12 protein-coding genes and 3 pseudogenes are annotated in these 15,107 nt (G+C 69.8%); 5 read left to right on the top strand and 10 right to left on the bottom strand.

All coding sequences use genetic code 11. From position 1 onward, the window contains the following. Positions 1-110: 110 nt before the first annotated feature. The 3 genes and pseudogenes from CP978_RS35300 to CP978_RS27000 all read right to left on the bottom strand — a co-directional run. Positions 111-319 (bottom strand): annotated as a pseudogene (locus CP978_RS35300) (YbhB/YbcL family Raf kinase inhibitor-like protein); the annotation flags it as partial. A 99-nt stretch (positions 320-418) separates the two neighbouring features. Continuing rightward, positions 419-1,960: a M28 family metallopeptidase gene (locus CP978_RS27005; RefSeq protein ID WP_043445048.1), complete on the bottom strand. Its 1,542-nt coding sequence runs from the start codon at positions 1,958-1,960 to the stop codon at positions 419-421. Positions 1,961-2,200: 240 nt separating this feature from the next. Then, positions 2,201-2,917 (bottom strand): rhomboid family intramembrane serine protease, encoded by a 717-nt coding sequence (locus CP978_RS27000; protein WP_043445047.1) that lies wholly within the window; start codon positions 2,915-2,917, stop codon positions 2,201-2,203. A 535-nt stretch (positions 2,918-3,452) separates the two neighbouring features. Here CP978_RS27000 and CP978_RS26995 point away from each other — a divergent pair. Then, positions 3,453-4,487 (top strand): glycoside hydrolase family 11 protein, encoded by a 1,035-nt coding sequence (locus CP978_RS26995; protein WP_043445045.1) that lies wholly within the window; start codon positions 3,453-3,455, stop codon positions 4,485-4,487. Positions 4,488-4,608: 121 nt separating this feature from the next. Then, complete coding sequence (locus tag CP978_RS26990; protein WP_043445043.1) at positions 4,609-5,616, top strand: polysaccharide deacetylase family protein; 1,008 nt, start codon at positions 4,609-4,611, stop codon at positions 5,614-5,616. A 113-nt stretch (positions 5,617-5,729) separates the two neighbouring features. On the opposite strand, the pseudogene CP978_RS26985 reads toward CP978_RS26990, so the two are convergent. Next, positions 5,730-5,897, bottom strand: a pseudogene (locus CP978_RS26985) (DNA-binding response regulator); the annotation flags it as partial. Between CP978_RS26985 and CP978_RS26980 the strand changes: the two are divergent. Both CP978_RS26980 and CP978_RS26975 read left to right on the top strand, forming a co-directional pair. Further along, positions 5,888-6,277 (top strand): annotated as a pseudogene (locus tag CP978_RS26980) (carboxymuconolactone decarboxylase family protein); the annotation flags it as partial. The pseudogenes CP978_RS26985 and CP978_RS26980 overlap by 10 nt on opposite strands. Positions 6,278-6,547: 270 nt before the next feature. Then, the gene (locus CP978_RS26975) at positions 6,548-7,240 is read left to right on the top strand and encodes a hypothetical protein (RefSeq protein WP_043449598.1); all 693 of its coding nucleotides are present in this window, start codon (positions 6,548-6,550) and stop codon (positions 7,238-7,240) included. Between the two features lie 23 nt (positions 7,241-7,263). On the opposite strand, the gene CP978_RS26970 is transcribed toward CP978_RS26975, so the two are convergent. The 6 genes from CP978_RS26970 to CP978_RS26945 form a co-directional block, all read right to left on the bottom strand. Further along, positions 7,264-8,790 (bottom strand): NCS1 family nucleobase:cation symporter-1, encoded by a 1,527-nt coding sequence (locus tag CP978_RS26970; RefSeq protein ID WP_043445041.1) that lies wholly within the window; start codon positions 8,788-8,790, stop codon positions 7,264-7,266. A gap of 138 nt (positions 8,791-8,928) precedes the next feature. Next, on the bottom strand, positions 8,929-9,948 hold the full coding sequence (locus CP978_RS26965) for a TIGR03842 family LLM class F420-dependent oxidoreductase (RefSeq protein WP_043445040.1): 1,020 nt from the start codon (positions 9,946-9,948) through the stop codon (positions 8,929-8,931). Positions 9,949-9,959: 11 nt separating this feature from the next. Further along, positions 9,960-11,363 (bottom strand): dihydropyrimidinase, encoded by a 1,404-nt coding sequence (gene hydA / locus CP978_RS26960; protein ID WP_043445038.1) that lies wholly within the window; start codon positions 11,361-11,363, stop codon positions 9,960-9,962. A gap of 164 nt (positions 11,364-11,527) precedes the next feature. Continuing rightward, on the bottom strand, positions 11,528-12,814 hold the full coding sequence (locus tag CP978_RS26955) for an aspartate aminotransferase family protein (protein WP_043445036.1): 1,287 nt from the start codon (positions 12,812-12,814) through the stop codon (positions 11,528-11,530). Continuing rightward, positions 12,811-13,653: a nitrilase-related carbon-nitrogen hydrolase gene (locus CP978_RS26950; protein ID WP_043445034.1), complete on the bottom strand. Its 843-nt coding sequence runs from the start codon at positions 13,651-13,653 to the stop codon at positions 12,811-12,813. Before CP978_RS26950 ends, CP978_RS26955 begins: the two co-directional genes overlap by 4 nt. Before the next feature lie 252 nt (positions 13,654-13,905). Then, complete coding sequence (locus CP978_RS26945; RefSeq protein WP_043445032.1) at positions 13,906-14,163, bottom strand: helix-turn-helix domain-containing protein; 258 nt, start codon at positions 14,161-14,163, stop codon at positions 13,906-13,908. 73 nt (positions 14,164-14,236) lie between these two features. Here CP978_RS26945 and map point away from each other — a divergent pair, with 73 nt between their 5' ends. Next, positions 14,237-15,016 (top strand): type I methionyl aminopeptidase, encoded by a 780-nt coding sequence (gene map, locus CP978_RS26940; protein WP_043445030.1) that lies wholly within the window; start codon positions 14,237-14,239, stop codon positions 15,014-15,016. Positions 15,017-15,107 lie beyond the last annotated feature (91 nt).

Genomic DNA, 15,107 nt, shown 5'->3' with positions numbered 1-15,107 from the left:
GCACCTCGGGTGGAATCGGCATGAATTCGGAACATCGCGGCTCACCGCCCGGGTGCCGGCGTCCCGGCAGGCAACGTTCGCCCCGCCGCAGCGCCGATCGGGCGGCGCCGTCAGGCGGTGGACTCGGCGGTGGCGACCGGTGCCGCGCGGCCGAGGATGTGGCCGGACATGGTGAAGCCGAGGACGGCCGGGGTGGCGTCGGCCGGGACACCGAGGGAAGCGACGTCGAGGGCGTGCACCACGACGAAGTAACGGCGCGGGCCGTACCCGGCCGGCGGGCGGCCCCTATGCAGCGGGCCACACGGGCGTCGCTGGGCAGCGGGAGGCGCCTTCGAGCAGGCCCGAGCGGGCCCCGTACATACGAACAGCGTGGGGGAGCCGGACAGTCCGGCTCCCCCACGCTGTGTGGAAACGGGAGTTACTCGGTGACCTCGTGGTCGTGGCCCTCGTGCAGGCCGCCGCCGCTGCCCGCCGAACCGTGGGTGTCCTGCGGCGGCACCGGCTTGCTCAGCAGGCTGGTGTCCCAGGCGTACTGCCCGACCGCGTTGGCGATGACGTCGATGTTGACGTCGAACGCCTTCATGTCGATGTTCTTCAGGGTGTCGCAGGCGGCGTGGTAGCAGGCGTCGTACGCGACACCGGCCTTACCGCCGTACACCTTCGCCTGCGCGGCCGTCTTGATGCCCTCGGCGCCGGTGAAGGTGCCGCCCGAGGGGATGCCCACCTCGATGAACGGCCCGTAGTCCGAACGGCCGGTGAAGTCGGTGCCCTCGTGCGGGATGCGCCGGCTGTCCAGGTAGTCGGTGATCTGCCGCTCCAACTGCGCCGAGCCCTTCGGTCCCGGGCCGGCACCGACCTGGTCGGAGTCATCGCCGTCGTAGACGAACTGGGCGTAGTTCGGCGAGGCGATCATGTCGAAGTTCAGATACAGCTTGATCTTCGAAAGGTCCTTCGCCGAGAGGCTGTTCACATACGCCTCCGAGCCCAGCAGGCCGAACTCCTCGGCCGACCACCAGGCGAAGCGCACCTTGTTCTTGACCTTCTTGTGGGCGAGGTTCAGGGCCACATCGAGAATGCCGGCGGAGCCGGAGCCGTTGTCATTGATGCCCGGACCGGCCGCCACCGAGTCCAGGTGGGCCCCGAACATCACCACATTGCCGGTGTCACCGCTCTTGGTCTCGGCGATCACGTTGTAGGTGTGCCGGGTCTCCGCGACGGTGCGTATCTCCAGGTTGACGGTCACCGTGCCGGCGGCGGCCTTGGCCGCGAGGGCCTCGCCGTCCGCCTGGGTGATGCCGCCGGCCGGGATCCTGGCGGCGGAGGGGTCTCCCAGGGTGCCGTTGAGCGCGCCCTCGGTGTTGTTGTAGATGATCGCGCCGACCGCGCCCGCACCGGCGGCGGCCTCCTGCTTCTCCGCGAAGGTGCAGCCGCCGCGCTGGATCAGGGCGATCGCGCCGGTGAACGCCCCGGGGGCGTAGTCGGCCGGCTCGCAGCCGGTGGTGTCGTCGACCGGCACCACCGCGACCGGGGCGGTGATGCCTCCGGCCGGGCTGCTGGCGGAGTACGTCATGGCGATCACCGGGACGTCCTGCTGCTGCGGCGACACCACCCGCAGGCTCTGCGCCAGCGTCTCGGTGAACGGATAGTCGAACTCGTTGCGGGTGACCGAGTATCCGGCCTTCCGCAGCAGACCTTCGACATACAGGGCCGACTGCCGGTGCCCCTCCGACCCGGCCACCCGGGTGTTCCCGTTCTTGTCGGCGATCCGCTGGAACTGCTTCAGATGCTCATAGGCATGCTTGGCGTCGCTCTTCTTGACGAGTTGTTTCGCGAGCTTGGCGGCCTCCTTGGCAGGGTCACTGTGGGCGGAGGCGGCGCCCGATCCGATCAGCAGCAGGGGCGCTATGAGCCCTGCGACGGATACGGCGGCTACCGTGGTGCGGCGGTTCCGAGCGTTCAAAACGCTTCCTTCCGGCGGTCCATCAGAAAGCGGCCCGAGGGCCGAAGAGGGGACGAACGGCGTACGGCGGTACGCCGGGCCAGGCGGGGACGGCCGGATCGCTCCGCCCCCGCCACCGGCAAGGAGAAAGGTATCTGCTCGGTAAACGTTTGGTAATGGGTCGGCGAGAATCTTCGGCGCCGGAACTCGGTTGCGCCGCGGGCGAGTTCACCGCTCGGCTCCGCCCCACGCCCCGGCGGATCAGAGCAGGCCGAGGTCGCCCAGTTCCTTGTGCAGGTCGGCGCGCGGGTTGTGGGCGCCGGGGGCCGGGGGGCCGCTGTCGGAGGGGGCGGCCCCTGCGCCCGGTGAGCGCCGATCGCGGAAGAGCCAGGCCCCGATCAGGCCGCCGATCAGTCCTCCCAGGTGTGCGAGCCAGCTGACTCCCGGCGTCCCGGGCACGGCGACGGTGAGCAGATAGGCGAAGGAGGCGGCCATGACGAGACCGATCAGCGAGTCGATCAGATGCCGGTCGAAGAGCCCGCGGACCACGACATAGCCGAAGTACCCGAAGATCAGGCCGCTGGCGCCCACCGTCTCCACGCCACCCCGTTCGAAGAACCACACCGCCAGCCCACTGGTCCCCGCGACCAGCAGACTCAGTCCGAGAAAGCGGACCACGCCCCGGTAGGCGGCCAGGAACCCGAAGACGAACAGCGGGCCGGAGTTGCTCTCGATATGAGCCCAACTCCAGTGCAGGAAGGGAGCAGCGAGGATGTCGGGCAGCGTGCCGACCTCGCCGGCGATCACACCGTAGTGCCGTGAGAGGGCGTAATGGCCCGCGTAGTTGGCCAGTTGCACCAGCCACACCACCACCATGAACCCGAACATCACGAAGAACGCCTTGCGTGCCTCCGCGATCATCTGCTCCGGACCGACCGGCCCGGCGCCGGCCCCGCCCCGGCCAGACCCACCGCTCATGCCACGCACCCCTCCCCCGCGGCTCCCTGTCCGCGCCACCCAGGGGCAGCTTATGCACCGCGTCCCCGGAAGTCCGCACCTCGGGACTTCTCACCTGGCACAGGCCCGGAACAGGGCCGGCGCGAGGGTTCGAAAGCGTCGAAACTTTCGAACGCGCGGCGGCTGCATCGATCTTGATCTCGGCTCGATCTACGGCAGGACCGCGCCCACCAGGTCAAGGATGGCCGTTGTCCAGCGATGATGACCGGCAGGTGAATTCATGATCACTCGAACGTTTCGAAACTCATACCGAAACTGTTGACAGTTGACGCGGACAGGCCAACACTGTTCGCCGTTGACGGACCTCAACCTCTGTCGGCCCAGGTCACCGGCGTGATCTGGGCCTCCGGTCGCCGAGCGCACGACGACCGGTCCTGCTCTGCCGTATCGCGCGACGCCGACGCGCAATCGGCGTCACCCGTGGCCGCCGACAGCCCCCACGGGATCCTGTCGCGCTGCCCACCCCTCACCAGCCTCATGTGGAGGTAGCACAGACATGAACGCGCACGTCCTTCCGCAAGGCCGCAGACGCGGCCGCTTCTCGCTGTTCGTCAGAAGTGCCTGTGCCCTGGCGCTGGTCGCCCTGGCCTCGCTCTTCCTGCCGGGCACCGCCAGCGCCGACACCGTCATCACGTCGAACCAGACCGGCACCAACAACGGTTACTACTACTCGTTCTGGACCGACGGCGGCGGCTCGGTCTCCATGAACCTGGCCTCCGGCGGCAGCTACAGCACCCAGTGGAGCAATGTCGGCAACTTCGTGGCCGGCAAGGGCTGGGCCACCGGCGGACGCAAGGCGGTCAACTACTCGGGCAGCTTCAACCCGTCCGGCAACGCGTATCTGGCTCTCTACGGGTGGACGACCAACCCGCTCGTGGAGTACTACGTCGTCGACAACTGGGGCACCTACCGGCCCACCGGAACGTTCATGGGCACCGTCACCAGCGACGGCGGCACGTACGACATCTACAAGACGACTCGGGTCAACGCCCCCTCCATCGAGGGCACCAGGACCTTCGACCAGTACTGGAGCGTCCGTCAGTCGAAGAAGACCGGGGGAACCATCACCACCGGCAACCACTTCGACGCCTGGGCGAGCAAGGGAATGAAGCTGGGCAGCTTCAACTACATGATCCTCGCGACCGAGGGTTACCAGAGCAGCGGGAACTCCAACGTCACGGTGAGCGACGGCGGTTCCGGCGGTGGCGGTAACGGCGGGGGAACCGGGGGCGGTACCGGCGGCGGTACCGGGGGCGGTGGTGGGGGCGGCTGCACCGCGACCCTCTCCGCGGGACAGCAGTGGAGCGACCGCTACAACCTCAACGTCTCCGTCACCGGCTCCAGCAACTGGACCGTCACCATGAACGTCCCCTCCCCCGAAAAAATCATCGCCACCTGGAACATCACCGCCAACTACCCCAGCTCCCAACAACTCGTCGCCAAACCCAACGGCAACGGCAACAACTGGGGCGTCACCCTCCAGACCAACGGCACCTGGACCTGGCCCACCGTCAGCTGCACCGCAAGCTGACCCGCTGATCCGCTGATCCCCCTACGGCCGAAGCACTTCAGAGGTTGAGGTCCCTCGGCCACCGGGCCGCTCGATGTCACCCGACAGCGGCCGAGCCGCCAGAACGAGGAGGACCCTCCCCATGCGCAAGAGACCGCTTCCGTCGCTCCGCTCGATGGCCGGAGTGCTGGCCGTCGCCGCGATGGCCGTGGCGAGCACCGTCACCGTCGGCGCCGGCACCTCGCAGGCCGCCACCTGCAACGGGTACGTCGGGCTCACCTTCGACGACGGCCCGTCCAACGACCACACGCCTGCCCTGCTCAATGCGCTCAAGCAGAACGGGCTGCGGGCCACGATGTTCAACGAGGGCCAGTTCGCGGCCTCCTACCCGGCGCAGGTCAAGGCCCAGGTCGACGCCGGCATGTGGGTCGGCAACCACAGCTACACCCACCCGCACCTGACCCAGCAGAGCCAGGCGCAGATGGACTCGGAGATCTCCCGCACCCAGCAGGCCATCGCCAACGCGGGCGGCGGCACCCCGAAGCTGTTCCGCCCGCCGTACGGTGAGACCAACTCGACGCTGAAGTCAGTCGAGGCCAAGTACGGACTCACCGAGATCATCTGGGACGTCGACTCACAGGACTGGAACGGCGCGAGCGTCGACGCGATCGTCCAGGCCAACTCCCGGCTCACCAACGGCCAGGTCATCCTGATGCACGAGTGGCCTGCCAACACCCTGGCCGCGATCCCGCGGATCGCACAGAACCTGGCCTCCCGCGGGCTGTGCGCCGGCATGATCTCCCCGAGCACCGGCCGCGCCGTCGCCCCCGACGGCGGCGGGACCGGCGGCGGCAACGGCGGTGGCACGGGAGGCGGCAACGGCGGCGGCTGCACCGCGACCCTCTCCGCGGGCCAGCAGTGGAGCGACCGCTACAACCTCAACGTCTCCGTCACCGGCTCCAGCAACTGGACCGTCACCATGAACGTCCCCTCCCCCGAAAAAATCATCGCCACCTGGAACATCACCGCCAACTACCCCAGCTCCCAACAACTCGTCGCCAAACCCAACGGCAACGGCAACAACTGGGGCGTCACCCTCCAGACCAACGGCACCTGGACCTGGCCCACCGTCAGCTGCACCGCAAGCTGACCGGTCGATCCCCGTACGACCGCGGACCGCACCCATGGCGCGGCGGCACCCGGCCGCCGCGCCACACCGTGCCCGGGGGACACGGCACGGAGGCGGACGGGGCGGCACCCGGGTCACCCGGGCCGCCGATCGCCTCCCCGCGGTGTCACCAGCCCCGACGCATGGGCGAGGACCACCAGTCGGGCCCGGTCCCGCGCGCCCGGCTCGGTCATCGCCCGGCTGATGTGCGTCTTGGCCGTGAACGGGCTGATGACCATGTGCGCCGCGATCTCCGTTCCCGAGCGAGCAGGCCCCCGTCTGTCCGGGCACCGCACTCGCCTTCCACTTCATCGACCGCATCGTGTCGGCCCTGCTGACCGAGCAACTGCTGCCCGGCGACATCCAGCGGTTCCGGGCGGTACGGAGCCTCGCGGGCCGTGCGGTCGCCGGGACCGTCCGCAGGCGCGCCGTGCCCGGAGCCGCGCTGCCCCTGCTCGAGGGCCACGGCCCGGGACCGGCCCGGGCGGCCGGGACCGCGGTCGGCCCCGCCTACGCCGCGCTGCGCTCGGCCACCGCGCCGGGCGCAGGACTCCTGGACGCCGAGGACCGCGCCCTCGTCGAGGAGACCCTCGGGACCTGGGACGGATCGCGGCCGTCGACCGGATCGCGTCCGCCCTTCCCCTCCCCAGCGGCCGGAACGTCTCCTGAGCGGGCGTGCCCGGGCCCGTCGGGCTCGGACGCGGCGGATGTGTGCCTCAACACACCCCTCGTGTTTGAACTGGGGCTGAATCAGGGCGAGTTGGCCGCGGAACGCCGCGCGAACGGGCTGAGTTGTGTCACCGCTCGGGCACGGAGCGAGTTCGCACTTCCCCCTCACGGGGAGTCATGTGAGACTGGCGTCCCGTCCGCAGTGTGGACCTCACTCCGCACCGACCCCCACGGAAAGTGCGCCGTGCAGTCTCTTCCTCTGCCGCTCGCTCTGACCGCGCGACTGCTGCCGGTCGCCGTGCTCGCCGCGGCGGGCTGGGCCATGTCGTCCGGTCCGCTCGCCGCCGCCCCGGCTTCCGAACAGGAGTCGGCGCAGGAGAGCCGGAGCACACAGACCACCCCGGAACCCGGGACCACTCCCTCGTCCGAGGCGTCCGTGACGCCCCCGAAGTTCACCGCGGCGCCCGCGCCGTGCGGCAGTCTGGCCAAGGCGACGATCACCGCACTGGTCCCGGGCGCCAAGACGGACGGCAAGGAGATCCCCTCGACGGACGAGTCGGTGCGGCGCACCTGCTCCTGGAACGCGCTCAAGGGCTACGACTACCGCTGGCTCGACGTCTCCTTCGAGGTCATGAAGACGGAGGAGCAGGCGAAGAAGTCCTACACCGAGCGCACCACGGAGAAGAGCGGCGGCGGGGAGGTTCCCGGCCTCGGTGAAGAGGGCTACTCGGTCGTGAACCTCACCACCGAGGACAAGCAGCAGACCCGCGAGGGCATGGTGCTGGCCCGCATATCCAACGCGCTGGTGTCCATCAACTACAACGGCAGCGACTTCGAGTCGAAGAAGGCACCGGCCACGGACGAGATCAACAAGGGTGCGATCAAGGCCGCCAAGGAGGCGATGGGCGCGCTGGAGAACGGCGCGAAGAAGAGCTGACCTCCCCCGCATCCGGCCGGGGGTCAGCCCATGGCCCTCCGCCGGCGCCTCGGGAGCATCAGCCCCAGATACAGCACCATGGATGTGCCCAGGCCCACCGCCCAGCCGTAGTCGGCGAGCGGCGACAGGACCGGCAGGGGGCGGCCGTCGAGCAGCGGATGGAAGTCCGCGCCGCCCACCGCCAGGACACCGCCGACCAGGAACGCCACCACGGCCCGCCAGTTCCAGCCGCCCCCGTACCAGTAGCGGCCGCCCCGGCGGTACAGATCGCCGAGGTCGAGCCGGGTGCGGCGCAGGATCCAGTAGTCGGCGATGAGGATGCCGGCCACCGTGCCCAACAGGCCGCCGACCAGTCCCAGCCAGGTGAAGATATAGCCCTGCGGGTCGGCGTACAGCTTCCAGGGGCGGATCAGCACGGCGAGCACACAGGTGATCAGGGCGCCGGTGCGGAAGCCGACCTTGCGGGGCGCGACATGGGAGAAGTCGAAGGCCGGCGAGACCAGATTGGCCGCGATGTTCACGGACAGGGTGGCCACCAGCACCGTCACCAGCGCGTACAGCAGCCCGACCGTGCTGTCCGTCCTGGCGGCCAACTGCACCGGGTCCCAGACGGGTTTGCCGTACACCGCCTGCGAGCCCGAGGTGACCAGCACCGACAGGAACGCGAACAACGTCATCGTGGTCGGCAGGCCCAGACTCTGTCCCCAGGTCTGCGCCCTCTGGCTGCTGCCGTAGCGGGTGAAGTCGGGGATGTTCAGCGACAGCGTGGACCAGAAGCCGATCATGCCCATCAGCGAGGGCGCGAACAGCTTCCAGAAGTCCCCGCCCCAGCCCAGCCCGGACGGCTGGTCGAACAGCGGGCCGAGGCCGCCGGCCTTGTCGCTCATCCACCACAGCATCACCACCGCGCCGACCAGTACGAAGGGTGCCGCCCAGTTCTCGAAGCGCCGGATGGTCTCCATGCCCCGGTAGATGATGGCGACCTGGATGGCCCAGAAGACGGCGAAGGACAGCCACATCGTCCAGGCGTATCCGCCGATGCGGGAGGCGTCGGCCCAGCCCTGGCCGATGAGCTTGCCGGCGAGGAAGTAGATCGCCTCCCCGCCGATCCAGGTCTGGATGCCGAACCAGCCGCAGGCCACCAACGCCCGTACGACTGCGGGCAGATTGGCGCCGCGCACTCCGAACGAGGCACGGGCGAAGACCGGGAAGGGAATGCCGTACTTGGGTCCCGCGTGCCCGGTGAGCAGCATCGGGATCAGGACGATCACATTGGCCAGGGCGATGGTGAACACCGCCTGCTTCCAGTCCATGCCCACGGCGATCAGCCCGGAGGCCAGGGTCCAGGAGGCGGTGTTGTGGGCCATGCCGACCCAGAGAGCGGAGAAGTTGTAGGTGGTCCAGGTCCGCTTCTCGACGGGGACCGGCAGCAGATCCTCGTTGGTGTAGGGACCGCTCGGCGCGGGGGAGCCGGGGGCGATCTCCACCCGTCCGTCGGGGAGGGTGACCTGGGCGGGCCTCGGTACGGGCGCGGGGGCGGTGTCGCTCATGGGCAGGCCGATCGTGAGGCGGGACGGGAAAGGCCGTGCGGGGGGGGGTGCCGATGGAGTGCGCGGGTCCGGGGGTGAGGGCGAGCGGGGACCACGGGGTGAAGGGCCCTGGTCCCCCGGACCGTCGACGCCGATGCGCTAACCGTTGACGGCGGGGATGATCCGGCTGCCGTAGGCGTCGATGACGGCTTCCTGGGCGTCGTGCATGTCGTAGACGGCGAACTGGTCCACGCCCAGTTCACGCAGTGCGGTGAGTCTGGCGATGTGCTGCTCGGCCGTGCCGACGAGGCAGAACCGGTCGACGATCTCATCGGGCACGAACGCGGTGTCGGGGTTGTCGCTGCGGCCGTGGTGCGCGTAGTCGTAGCCCTGGCGGGCCTTGATGTAGCCGGTGAGTTCCTCGGGTACGGCGGCGGAGTGCTCGCCGTATCTGGCGACGAGGTCGGCCACATGGTTGCCGACCATGCCGCCGAACCAGCGGCACTGCTCACGGGCGTGGGCGAGCGCCTCGGGCGAGTCGTCCCCGGTGACATAGGCGGGGGCGGCGACACAGACGCTGACGTCGGCCGGGTCGCGTCCGGCGGCCAGGGCGGCGTCCCTGACCGCCTTGATCATGTACTCGGTCAGATAGGGGTCGGCGAGCTGAAGGATGAAGCCGTCCGCCTCCTCACCTGCCAGCTTCAGCGCCTTGGGGCCGTAGGCGGCCATCCAGACGGGGAGTTCGGCGCCGGGCCTGACCCAGGGGAACCTGACGACGGTGCCGCCCAGGTCGGCCTCCTCGCCACGGCCCAGGGCCCGGATGACCTTCATGGCCTCGCTGATGCGGGCGAGGGTGACGGGGCTGCGCCCGGCGACGCGCATGGCGGAGTCGCCGCGGCCGATGCCGCAGACGGTGCGGTTGCCGAACATGTCGTTGAGCGTGGCGAAGGTGGAGGCGGTGACCTCCCAGGTGCGGGTGCCGGGGTTGGTGACCATGGGGCCGACCGTCAAGTCCCGTGTGTGGGCGAGGATCTGGCTGTAGATCACAAACGGTTCCTGCCACAGCACGGCCGAGTCGAAGGTCCAGCCGTAGCGGAAGCCGTTGTCTTCCGCCCGCTGCATCAGGGCGATGACCCGGGAGGCCGGCGGGTCGGTCTGCAGGACGAGTCCGAAGTCCATGTGCGCCACTCCTAGTCGAGGTACTGACAGACCGAGCGGGGGGTGTAGACGCCGTGGCCCGCCCGTCCGGTGAACGTCCGGTCGGTGATGACGGGCTCTCCGCGGGAGAGCACGGTCTCGACCCGGCCGGTGACGCGCCTGCCCTCGTACGCCGAGTAGTCGACGTTCATATGGTGGGTCTCGGCGGACATGATCTGCTCGGCGTGCGGGTCGTAGAGGACGATGTCGGCGTCCGCTCCCGGGGCGATGGTGCCCTTCTTCGGGTAGAGGCCGAACATCCGGGCCGGGGTGGCGCAGGCGATCTCGATCCAGCGGCGGCGCGAGATATGCCCGTCGAGGACGGCCTGGTGCAGCAGGTCCATACGGTTCTCCACGCCCGGCAAACCGTTGGGGATCTTCGAGAAGTCGCCCCGGCCCAGCTCCTTCTGGCCCATGAAGCAGAAGGGGCAGTGGTCGGTGGAGACCACCTGGAGGTCGTCGGTGCGCAGCCCCTTCCACAGGGCCGCCTGGTGCTCCTTGGGCCGCAGCGGGGTCGAGCACACATACTTGGCGCCCTCGAAGTCCGGCTCGGCGAGGTTGTCGGTGGACAGGAACAGATACTGGGGGCAGGTCTCGCCGAAGACGGGAAGCCCCTCGTCGCGTGCCCGGGTCAGTTCGGCGACCGCCTGCTGCGCCGAGACATGCACCACATACAGGGGTGCGCCGGCCACCTGCGCCAGCTGGATGGCGCGATGGGTGGCCTCGGCCTCCAGCAGGGCCCTGCGGACCTCGCCGTGATGGCGTGGGTCCGTCTCGCCGCGGGCCAGTGCCTGTTCGACCAGCACATCGATCGCGATGCCGTTCTCGGCGTGCATCATGATCAGGCCGCCGTTGTCGGCGGCGCGCTGCATGGCGCGCAGGATCTGGCCGTCGTCGCTGTAGAAGACGCCGGGATACGCCATGAACTGCTTGAAGGAGGTCAGTCCCTCCCCGACCAGCAGATCCATCTCCTTGAGCGTCTCCGGGTTCACATCGGACACGATCATGTGGAAGCCGTAGTCGATGGCGCAGTTGCCCTCCGCCTTGGCGTGCCAGGTGTCCAGGCCCTCGCGCAGGCTCCGGCCGACGCTCTGCACGGCGAAGTCGACGATCGTGGTCGTACCGCCCCAGGCGGCGGCCCGGGTACCGGTCTCGAAGGTGTCCGAGGCGTAGGTGCCGCCGAACGGCATCTCCATATGGGTGTGGGCGTCGACGCCACCCGGGATCACATACTTCCCCGTGGCGTCGAGGGTCCGCTCGGCCGTGAAGGCCCCGGCGGCCGGGGTTCCGGTCGCGGCGAGCGCGGCGATGCGGCCGTCCTCGATCAGGACATCGGCGTGGATCTCGTCGGAGGCGGTGATGACGAGGCCACCGCGGATGACGGTACGACTGCTCATGCTCCCTCTGCTCCCTCTGCTACGGGGACGCTCCGCTGAGTGCGCGCGCTGACGTCTGGGTGCGTGGTGGAGGCGGCTGACGGGTCCGTGGTGACCGGTCGCGCCGTACCCCGCGCCCCTGAGAGGGCACGGGGGGGGAACGGCGCCGTACGGGTGCCTCGGGCCTACGGGTGGACGCTGCGGAGGGCGTGTTCGAGGATCGCGGCGCCCTCCTCGGCCTCCTGGACGGTGAGGGTGAGCGGCGGGGCGATGCGCAGGGCGCTGGTGTCGTGTCCGCCGCCCTTGCCGATCAGCAGACCCCCCTCCCGGGCCGCCTCCAGCACGGCGGAGGCCGCCTCCGGGTCGGCCTCGTCGGTGCCGGGCCGCACCAGTTCCACGCCGATCATCAGGCCGCGCCCCCGCACCTCGCGGACGCCCGGGAGCCCGGCGGCGGCCGACCGCAGCCGCTCGATGAGCAGTCCGCCGACGCGCCGGGCGTTGCCCTGGAGGTCGTGCTCCAGCAGATAGGTGAGGTTGGCGAGGCCCGCCGCCATGGTGATCTGGGTGCCGCCGAACGTCGAGATGGAGTTGGCGTCCAGGCAGTTCATGATGTCGGCCCGGGCGACGACCCCGCCGATGGACATCCCGTTGCCGATGCCCTTGGCGAAGGTGAGGATGTCCGGCGGGCCGCTGCGGTCGTGCGCCTGCCAGCCCCAGAAGTGGTCGCCGGTACGGCCCCAGCCGGTCTGCACCTCGTCGGAGATCCAGAGGATGCCGTGGTCCCGCAGCACATCGCGGAAGGCCGCGTACAGCCCGTCGGGCGGCGAGGTGAAGCCGCCGACGCCCTGGACGGGCTCGGCGATCAGCGCCGCGGGCGTCCGGACATGCCCGAGCAGGTCCTTGAGGTCCTCGACGCAGGCCGCGATGAAGCCGGCGTCGTCCAGGTGGGCGTACGGGCCGCGGGTGCGGACGCCGCCGTGGACGTACAGGGTCGCCAGCGGTGACAGCGAGGTCGGCGACCAGGAGCGGTTGCCGGTGACTCCGACCGCGCTGAACGACCGGCCGTGGTAGCTGTTGCGCATCGCCAGGATCTGGTTGCCGCCCCGGTACGCGGTCGCCAGCAGCAGCGCGGTGTCATTGGCCTCGGTGCCGGAGGTGGTGAAGAAGACCCGGGCGTCCGGGATGCCGCTCAACCGGGCGATGCGCTCGGCGAGTTCGACCATCGGACGGTTGAGGTAGAGGGTCGAGGAGTGGATGATCCGCCCGGCCTGTTCGCCGACCGCCTTGGTCACCTCGGGCAGGGCGTGCGCCGTCATGGTGGTGAGGATGCCGCCGAAGAAGTCCAGATAACTCTTTCCGTCGGCGTCCCAGACATGGCGGCCCTCGCCGTGGGTGATCTCCAGGGGGTCCCGGTAGTACAGGGCGAGCCAGTCGGGCAGGACGGCCCGGTGGCGGGCGTGCAGGTCGCTCATGGCTTCACCAGCCCCTCGTAGGCGTCGGGGCGGCGGTCACGGTAGAACGCCCACTGCTGCCGCACCTCCTCGATGAGGTCGAAATCGAGGTCCCGGACGACGAGTTCCTCCTCCTTGTCGCCGGCGACCTCCCCGACGAACTGCCCGCGGGGGTCCACGAAGTAGCTGGTGCCGTAGAAGTCGTTGTCTCCGTACTCCTCCCGGCCCACGCGGTTGATGGCCGCCACGAAGTACTCGTTGGCGACGGCCGCCGCGGGCTGTTCCAGCTGCCAGAGATAGGCCGAGAGCCCGCGCGAGGTGGCGGACGGGTTGTACACCAACTGGGCGCCGTTGAGGCCGAGTTGCCGCCAGCCCTCCGGGAAGTGGCGGTCGTAGCAGATATACACGCCGACCTTGCCGACCGCGGTGTCGAAGACGGGCCAGCCGAGATTGCCCGGCTTGAAGTAGTACTTCTCCCAGAAGCCCTCGACCTGGGGGATGTGATGCTTGCGGTACTTGCCGAGGTAGGTGCCGTCGGCGTCGATCACGGCGGCGGTGTTGTAGTAGAAGCCGGACTGTTCGACCTCGAAGACGGGGACGACGATCACCATGCCGGTCTCGCGTGCCAGTTCACGCATCCGGGTGACCGTGGGCCCTTCGGGGACGGGTTCGGCCCAGCGGTAGTGCTCGGACTCCTGGACCTGGCAGAAGTAGGGGGCGTTGAAGACTTCCTGGAAACCGATGATCCGGGCGCCTCGGCGGGCCGCCTCGCGGGCGTGCTCCTCATGCTTGGCGATCATGGATTCGGTGTCACCGGTCCAGGTCGCCTGGACCAGTGCGGCGCGTACGACATGGGTCATGGTGCCGCTCCTTTGCCTGTTGTCCCGGCGGGGACGTCAGAGAGCCTCTACGCCCGTAGACAGAGGGGTAGAGGCTCGAACGTAAGCCTCTGGAAGGGCCTTGCCAAGACCATCGTCACCAACCCGCGGAGTCGATCATGTTTCGCACTCCTGCGGGTGAGTGATCGGATTGTCGTTCCGCGTCACCCTCGCGTGCACGCAGAAGGGCGGCCCGCAGCGGCAAGAAACGCCCCCGATGCCGGGGTCCGCGGCTCAGGCCACGCGCACGGCCGGCTCGCACCGCCCGACGACCTCGTCCAGGGACAGCCCGAGCACCCCGGCCAGCGCGGCGACCGTGAAGAACGCAGGGGTCGGCGCGCGCCCGGTCTCGATCTTGCGCAGGGTCTCGGCGGAGATCCCGGCGCCCGCGGCCACCGCCACCATGCTCCGGTCCCCACGGGCCTCGCGCAGCAGCCGTCCGAGCCGCTCGCCGCGTTCACGCTCTTCGGGGGTCAGCGGGTTGCGCACCATGGACCCATTCTAATACCGGCTCCCCGAACCCGGACCGGTATAGTAATTGGCGATTACCGGTATAGTAATTGGCATGGTGGAACTGAAGACGGACGCGTCCATCGACGCGATGCATGCGGCGGGCCAGGTGGTCGGCCGCGCCCTGACGGCGGTGCGCGACGCCGCCGAGGTGGGGATCTCCCTGCGGGAACTGGACGAGGTGGCGCACGATGTGCTGCGCGCGGCGGGTGCGGGATCGCCCTTTCTCGGCTACCGCCCCTCCTTCGCGCCGACCCCCTTCCCCGCGGTCATCTGCGCCTCCGTGAACGACGCGATCGTGCACGGCATCCCCGACGGCTACCGGCTGCGCGACGGCGACCTGGTCTCCATCGACTGCGGCGCCACGCTGGACGGCTGGGCGGGCGACTCGGCGATCAGCTTTGTGGTGGGCGAGCCCCGGGCCGAGGACCTGCGGCTGGTGGAGACCGCGGAACGGGCGCTGGCGGCGGGGATCGCGGCGGCCGTGGTCGGCAACCGCATCGGGGACATCGCACACGCCGTCGGATCGGTGTGCCGGGCCGCCGGATACGGCATCCCGGAGGACTTCGGCGGGCACGGCGTGGGACGCCAGATGCACGAGGACCCCGGGGTCCCCAACGAGGGCCGCCCCGGACGTGGCTACCGGCTGCGGCCGGGCCTGGTCCTGGCCATCGAGCCCATGGTCATCGGCGGCGGCACCGACGGCTACCACGCGGCGCCCGACGGCTGGACCCTCCGCACCGACGACGGCTCCCGCGCGGCGCACGCGGAGCACACCGTGGCGATCACGAACGCCGGCCCACGGATCCTCACGGCCCGCGAGGAGAGGCCCTGACGGACCGGAGGCCGGGGCGGCGCGTGGCAGGGGCCGTCGAGCCGGGGTCCGGCCGGACGGACCCATGGCGCACGGCCGCCGTCGCCGCCCA

The organism is Streptomyces nodosus (assembly GCF_008704995.1).
Classification (GTDB): domain Bacteria; phylum Actinomycetota; class Actinomycetes; order Streptomycetales; family Streptomycetaceae; genus Streptomyces; species Streptomyces nodosus.
The sequence above is the reverse complement of the archived record's forward strand: the minus strand, read 5'-3'. Positions and strand labels throughout refer to the sequence as shown.

Coding starts and splice junctions, on each gene's coding strand:
- CP978_RS26950 (WP_043445034.1), bottom strand. CDS start 13,653: ATGACCCATGTCGTACGCGCCGCACTGGTCCAGGCGACCTGGACCGGT.
- CP978_RS26995 (WP_043445045.1), top strand. CDS start 3,453: ATGAACGCGCACGTCCTTCCGCAAGGCCGCAGACGCGGCCGCTTCTCG.
- CP978_RS26965 (WP_043445040.1), bottom strand. CDS start 9,948: ATGGACTTCGGACTCGTCCTGCAGACCGACCCGCCGGCCTCCCGGGTC.
- hydA (WP_043445038.1), bottom strand. CDS start 11,363: ATGAGCAGTCGTACCGTCATCCGCGGTGGCCTCGTCATCACCGCCTCC.
- CP978_RS26970 (WP_043445041.1), bottom strand. CDS start 8,790: ATGAGCGACACCGCCCCCGCGCCCGTACCGAGGCCCGCCCAGGTCACC.
- map (WP_043445030.1), top strand. CDS start 14,237: ATGGTGGAACTGAAGACGGACGCGTCCATCGACGCGATGCATGCGGCG.
- CP978_RS26945 (WP_043445032.1), bottom strand. CDS start 14,163: ATGGTGCGCAACCCGCTGACCCCCGAAGAGCGTGAACGCGGCGAGCGG.
- CP978_RS26955 (WP_043445036.1), bottom strand. CDS start 12,814: ATGAGCGACCTGCACGCCCGCCACCGGGCCGTCCTGCCCGACTGGCTC.
- CP978_RS26990 (WP_043445043.1), top strand. CDS start 4,609: ATGCGCAAGAGACCGCTTCCGTCGCTCCGCTCGATGGCCGGAGTGCTG.
- CP978_RS27000 (WP_043445047.1), bottom strand. CDS start 2,917: ATGAGCGGTGGGTCTGGCCGGGGCGGGGCCGGCGCCGGGCCGGTCGGT.